This window comes from Desulfobacter curvatus DSM 3379 (genome assembly GCF_000373985.1).
In the GTDB taxonomy this organism is placed as follows: domain Bacteria; phylum Desulfobacterota; class Desulfobacteria; order Desulfobacterales; family Desulfobacteraceae; genus Desulfobacter; species Desulfobacter curvatus.
Genome location: NZ_KB892947.1, coordinates 1 through 5,890 on the forward strand (window position 1 = coordinate 1; position 5,890 = coordinate 5,890).

The window sequence follows — 5,890 nt, forward strand, 5'->3', positions numbered from 1 at the left end:
GCTCTTAACCGGCGCAGCTTACGGTGGTTTGAAGCCTCCACCTGTATGGCGGCTTCGAGGGGCCTTCCCTCATCTTTTGTGCAGCATGGCTGCACTGTTTATTGCAACAGTGTCTGCCTTCGTGGCACACAGTCATCACCATATCCGGCTGACAGTTTGTGCTTGTGCTGGCCGGAACGGTCCCGAAAAGTGATTTCAAGGCTGGGGTTAAAGCGTTTGGCCCGAATCATGTCCTCGGTGCTTTCTTTACTGATGCTGTAATTTTGGATTCTGCGCATGGTGGGCTCCTTTTCTGTTAAACGGACAAGTGCCACACCGGGATTTGTCCCGGCAAGCTTCACAGACCTTGGCAGGGTCCAGAGTGGTGCCAAGATAATCAAGAATATCTGCCAGCGCCTTGGTCATAGGCATCTTCAATGCCCACGCAATACGTCGCAAGGTTGCACTGTGTTTGGCGCTTAATTCTGGAGTGTATGCCATTTCCAATGCCCTCCGCTTTCTTCATCTCTTGGATCAGCGATAATCCCGCCACCAAGCCGAATCAAGTCAACCTGACCGGCAGGCTTTGGTGTCCTGTAAACATCGAACTGTACCTGATACAGTCCGAGAACGTTAATGTCTTTCAACTCCTGGAAGCTAACGTATCCCCATTCCGCCATTTCCAAATCCCCGTTCAGGATACAAAACCCGAACATGGTATCTACATGGTCGCTTTCAGCTATCAGCCAATGACTGTCACCAATGTAAAAATGGGCGTGGATGATTTTATCCGAGGTTGGAACGTGTTCTGTCTGGTAAAGACCGGGAATGGTTGCCAGTTGTGCGTCTGTCGGTGTGTTTTTCATGATGTTTCTCCTTGTTTAATGGCTGGATGTCAGCCGTTGATGTATTCAATGAACCTGGACGCCTCTACTCGGTTGAGGACATCCAGGTGTTTGTTGAATCGTTCATGGATAAGGCGGTTCAGGCCGTCTGCGGTGTATCCTTTGACGCCCGCCGACCTCAAAATGAAATCTTTTTGGCGCTGCGTGATCGCTTTTTCATCGGTGTGGACGCTGTGACGATCTACCCCTGGTGGGAAATTGTAATCGTTACAATCTGACTTCCTGGGGAGCTTGTTTTTTAAGGTATGACGATGAGTTTTGATGAATACGCCTGTCAGCCCTGCAACACGTATGGTGGCATCAATCATGACGGATTTTTGGGCCATCTTTACACTGGTATTGAGCCGCCAGTTATCTTCGCGTAGATGCCTGGCCCCGGCACCTTCGGCAACGATCCTGCCGCCGTGCGTTTTGAGTTCGCATTTGAGCAGAACTTGTTTGATCTCCAGGCCACGCAGGCATGCCTCTTCATACAGGCCAACGTTCGGGAAATGAGCTGTCAAACCCATAGCTGCGATAATCTTTTCTGCCCCTGCTTTCCAAAGGGTCAGTCCCGAGAAATGACTGAAATCCTGGCACAGATAATCTGCTCCAGCCTTTGCGAGTGGACAATTTTGCGCAACGTGTACCCGGCCATAGTGAACATCAGGCTCCAGGTTCTGTTTTATCCACTGGATCAGTTTGCGCTGGTTCTCCTGCCTGTTTTTCAAGGCGTTTTCAAAGGTGTTTGGGGGCATGTCCAGGGGGGATGTGGGGAAGGCTGAAATGCTCCCGGTATCCGGCTGTTTGGTTTCTGGCGGTTTGGTAAATTGTTTGATTGTGCTGATTTCTCCGATGTGATTCATGGGCGTTCTCCTTTCATTAAAATGAAAAAAACCAGCCCTGAATGGACTGGTCCTCGTTGTTGGTTTGGTGTTGGTGCTTTTCCCCGCTCAATGCAGGGACAGGGGGAGGGTGGATGGTATGCTGTGGATTTTGGTGTTTAGGTGAGGTGCTTGGTGGGGTGGTGTTGGCTGTTGTTCAAATTAAGTGAAGGCTGAAATGCCTATGGATAAAGGCACCCCTATAATATTTCAAATCAAGAACGAAAATATGTCAAAAGACTGTTAGGGAGGTATACACACTCACCGGGTTGGGAATGACAAAATGACCATTATGGAAGACATTTGACTTATTCTTTGATTTCCATTAGCCGGAAAGGGGCCTCAAAAATATGGCAGGGTGGTCAAAGGAAGGACCGACCATGATAAATCTGGCATTTTAAGGAAATCCCTGATTGAAGAGATATTCTGAGCCTGATATAGAATTCAGAATGCCGGTGTTCATAATACAGCCTATCTGATCGACTCGGTAAATCTTTTGTTGTTCCTTGTTGTTCAACAATAATATTTGACAATGAAAAATGAAATCCTTATTGTTGTATCGTGAACAACGAAGAACAACAATTTATTCAAAGGATAGATAAGATCATGCCTGGTAAAACGTTTAAAGCGTCATTATCAAAAAGCACAGGTAGGGGGGGGTGGTGTGTGATCTTCAAGCATCCAATAAGATCAACGAAAGATGGAAAACCAGGCTTGAGAGTTAGAAGAGGCCTTGGCACGAGTAACCAGGAAGAAGCTCAAAAACTGGTCGATCAGTTGAATGAAATCCTAAGTGATAAAAAAATGTGGAGTCCGTCCGAAAGAGCACGCGCGGAACAACACTACCATGAAAAGGTTGTTTCTGCTTTTTATGATAAAATTATTCCTGAACATAGAGATCCCTGGGAAATCCGTGAGAAAGAAATACCTCTACCATCTAAAGATGATGGATATGTGAGAACACTAATGGTAGGGACTACCGGAGCTGGAAAGACCACAGTAGTCCGGCAACTAATTGGAACAGATCCGGAAAAGGAAAGGTTCCCATCCACATCATCTGCAAAAACCACAATCAGCAACATTGAGCTGATTACTACCTCAGAACCTGCCTACAAAGCAGTGGTATCCTTTTTTGATAAAAATTATGTTCGTCAGCACATAGAAGAATGTGTAATGGCCGCTATCATGGCGCATCTTGAGACCGGTGATAAAAATGAGGTTGAGAATAAATTTTTAGTCCATAACGAGCAACGCTTCCGATTGAGTTATCTCCTGGGCAGCACTAAATCATTAGCAATATCAGATGAAGATGATTTCACCGATGAATTGATCGAGGATGATGATTATGAAGAAGATTTGGAAGATTTTGATGATGAAACCTCCGACCTGTCTCAGGATGAAAAAGAAACCCTCCTTGTGACCTTGAGAAGATACCTGTCAATGAGTACAAAGATTGCTGGGAAATCCTATAAGGCAATGGCTGATGAATTTGAGATAGACCTTGAAAAAGCGACAAAAGACGAAATTGAAACCCTCCAGGCGCTTATTAGGGATGAACTAAATAAACAGGAAAACTTCCATAAATTGGTTGATGAAATCTTTGATGATGTTGAGAGTAAATTTGATTCTCTGGAATTTGGATCTCTTACCAAAGACAACAGCCGGTGGCCTTCGCATTGGGTTTATGAGACTGAAGACCGAAAAGAATTCATAAAAATAATAAATCTTTTTTCCAGTAATTATGCTCCAAATTTTGGCCGCCTTCTCACACCTTTGGTTGAAGGGGTAAGGATCGCAGCTCCTTTCAAACCGCCTTGGTTCAAGGAAGATGATGCTAAACTTGTCTTGATGGATGGTGAAGGTCTCGGTCATGTTGCTGATTCAGTTTCAAGCATCTCCACCAACATAACAAAACGATTTCAGATTTCAGATGCAATCGTTTTGGTTGATAATGCAGCACAACCAATGCTTACCGCACCGACCAATGTATTGCAAACTTTGGTGTCAAGTGGGCACCACCGAAAGCTGATTGTTTGCTTCACCCATTTCGATGAGGTAAAAGGTGCAAATATCCCCAAAGTTTCAATGCGTATAGATCACGTATTAGATTCATTTGATAACTCAGTTGCATCAGTTGGAAAGAATCTTGGACAAAGAGCTGAGAAAGTACTGAAAGAATGTAAGCCTGATCGAATTTTTTTCTTCTCAAAAATTCAGAAAAAATTCAAAGCCCATGGCAAAAGTTTCAATTACAATGAGTTTAAAAAAATGCTGAAAGCGATAGCCAAAACTATAGAACCGCCCATCCCAAGCGAGGTTACGCCTGTATACGATGATTCTAACCTGGTCTTGAACATCCAAAAGGCAGCTATGGAATTCCATAAACCTTGGGAAGCGAGACTGAGCCTGAAACATGATCCAAAAATCAGACCAGAGCATTGGGCACGGATCAAAGCCCTAACCAGGCGTTTAGGTGAAATGTATACGAATGAATATAACGGTCTTCGGCCAGTCGCCGACTTGATTTATGGCTTCCAGACACATCTATACCTGTTTATTCAAAATCCAATCTTATGGGACCCGGATCACGCGCCTGAAGAAATGAAACAGGCAGCGATTGATAATATCAGCCAGGAGCTTGATTCCAGGCTACATGATTTCTTTTCAGGAAGGCTCTTCATTGATAAAATCGAAAAATGGTATCATGCATATAGTCATAAAGGCACAGGCTCAGCAAGGATCAGGGCGTATGATGTAAAAGATATTTACAATGAAGCTGCCCCAATCCCTGGTGAAGTTCCAGATAAGAAGACCAGTAAATTTGTCAAAAAGATTAGATCTATCTTGCAGGAAGCGGTGAGTGAGGGCGGTGGCAAGATCGAGAAATAATTGAAGGTAAATTGTAAAATTTCAAAGGAGAATAAGCAAATATGTCTGATCTGTCCGGTATCGAAAAAATGAAGCTTGAAAAGTTCCTCGATATGGAAGGTGGGTATGTTCTTGAGTTCTCAAACAGAACGTTCCAGGAATTCATCAAGGATAGCCTGGAAATAGATATCTATGACGCAAGATACGATTATGCCAGTGGATCAAAGGCCAATAGGATGCGGGCGTTTTGGAAGAAAGAACCAAATTATCCTGTCGGTAAATTGCTTTCTGATATGCTGGAATATTGGAAAGCTAAAAAACTCACACGAGCATTAGAGATAACACCTTCTGAACAGGCATTATATGATGAGTGCCATAAAATTTCAGTAAGACTAAGAGAGGATAGCCCTGTTGAACATATTGATGCAATTCAGGCAGATACAAATGATAAAGACTTTTCCTTGCTTGCCAAGTCAATACACGAAAGTATACAAAAAAATGAGCCAGAAGTAGCATTAGACAGGTTGCATACTTATGTGGTCAAATACACAAAACGACTGTGTGACCGGCATGGAATTGCCCACAACAAAAAGATACCACTGCATGCCATGTTTGGTGGATACATCAAACACCTGAAGAATAAGAATATGATCGCGTCAGCAATGACTGAAAGGATTCTAAAAACCTCAATCTCAATTTTAGAAGCATTCAACGATGTCCGGAATAACCAGAGCTTTGCACATGACAATCCGATTCTGAATTATGATGAAAGCCTTCTGATATTCAATAATGTTTCAAATGCAATCAGGTTCATTAATTCTATAGATCAAGAACCAAAAGAAGAGCCGGAACTGTATGCCGGGTGGGAACCAGATGACGCAATCCCGTTCTAACTTGTTGCTGCCCGAAGGTTGGATGAAAAAGACGGTTTAGGGCTGGCTTGAAAAAGCATCAGCAGTGTCAAGCTACACTTACTAATCTAACCTGATGACTTGGCGGGTATCAAATGTCAATTACTTTGTCCGGTTCGCGTCAATTATCTTGTCCGGTTTTTTTATATCAATAAATGCTTTTTGAGTGCATAAATTCTGTTCCGTTTTTGTTACGATCTTTACATTTAGCAGACTGACTCAATCCTTCATTGTAATTGACGCCTGTTAAACCACATTAAATGGATTTTAGGATCGGTAATTGTCGTCTCATACATTGTATTTTTACCCTTACCCCCAAAAATTTGTAACTTCGTTCCAGGATAAGTCAAGGAAAAAACCGGTT

General features: G+C 43.2%; 6 protein-coding genes. 2 read left to right on the forward strand and 4 right to left on the reverse strand.

Features of this window, described 5'->3' with window-relative positions; all coding sequences use genetic code 11:
- Positions 1 to 98 precede the first annotated feature (98 nt).
- Genes B147_RS32305 through B147_RS30070 form a run of 4 tightly spaced genes read right to left on the reverse strand, consistent with a single transcriptional unit; the run spans position 99 to position 1,729 of the window.
- A complete protein-coding gene (locus B147_RS32305; protein ID WP_083927818.1) occupies positions 99 to 278 on the reverse strand; it encodes a hypothetical protein in 180 nt (59 codons plus the stop codon).
- The gene (locus B147_RS32310; RefSeq protein ID WP_083927819.1) at positions 247 to 480 is read right to left on the reverse strand and encodes a hypothetical protein; all 234 of its coding nucleotides are present in this window, start codon (positions 478 to 480) and stop codon (positions 247 to 249) included. The genes B147_RS32305 and B147_RS32310 overlap by 32 nt, the downstream gene beginning before the upstream one ends.
- Positions 459 to 845, reverse strand: a complete 387-nt coding sequence (locus tag B147_RS0105375; protein ID WP_020586218.1) for a DUF2958 domain-containing protein — start codon at positions 843 to 845, stop codon at positions 459 to 461. Before B147_RS0105375 ends, B147_RS32310 begins: the two co-directional genes overlap by 22 nt.
- Positions 846 to 874: 29 nt before the next feature.
- On the reverse strand, positions 875 to 1,729 hold the full coding sequence (locus B147_RS30070; RefSeq protein WP_020586219.1) for a hypothetical protein: 855 nt from the start codon (positions 1,727 to 1,729) through the stop codon (positions 875 to 877).
- Between the two features lie 624 nt (positions 1,730 to 2,353).
- Between B147_RS30070 and B147_RS0105385 the strand changes: the two genes are divergently transcribed.
- Positions 2,354 to 4,636, forward strand: coding sequence for a hypothetical protein (locus B147_RS0105385; RefSeq protein WP_020586220.1), 2,283 nt, complete (start codon positions 2,354 to 2,356; stop codon positions 4,634 to 4,636).
- A gap of 41 nt (positions 4,637 to 4,677) precedes the next feature.
- Positions 4,678 to 5,508, forward strand: a complete 831-nt coding sequence (locus B147_RS0105390; RefSeq protein WP_020586221.1) for an abortive infection family protein — start codon at positions 4,678 to 4,680, stop codon at positions 5,506 to 5,508.
- The last annotated feature ends 382 nt before the right edge of the window (positions 5,509 to 5,890 follow it).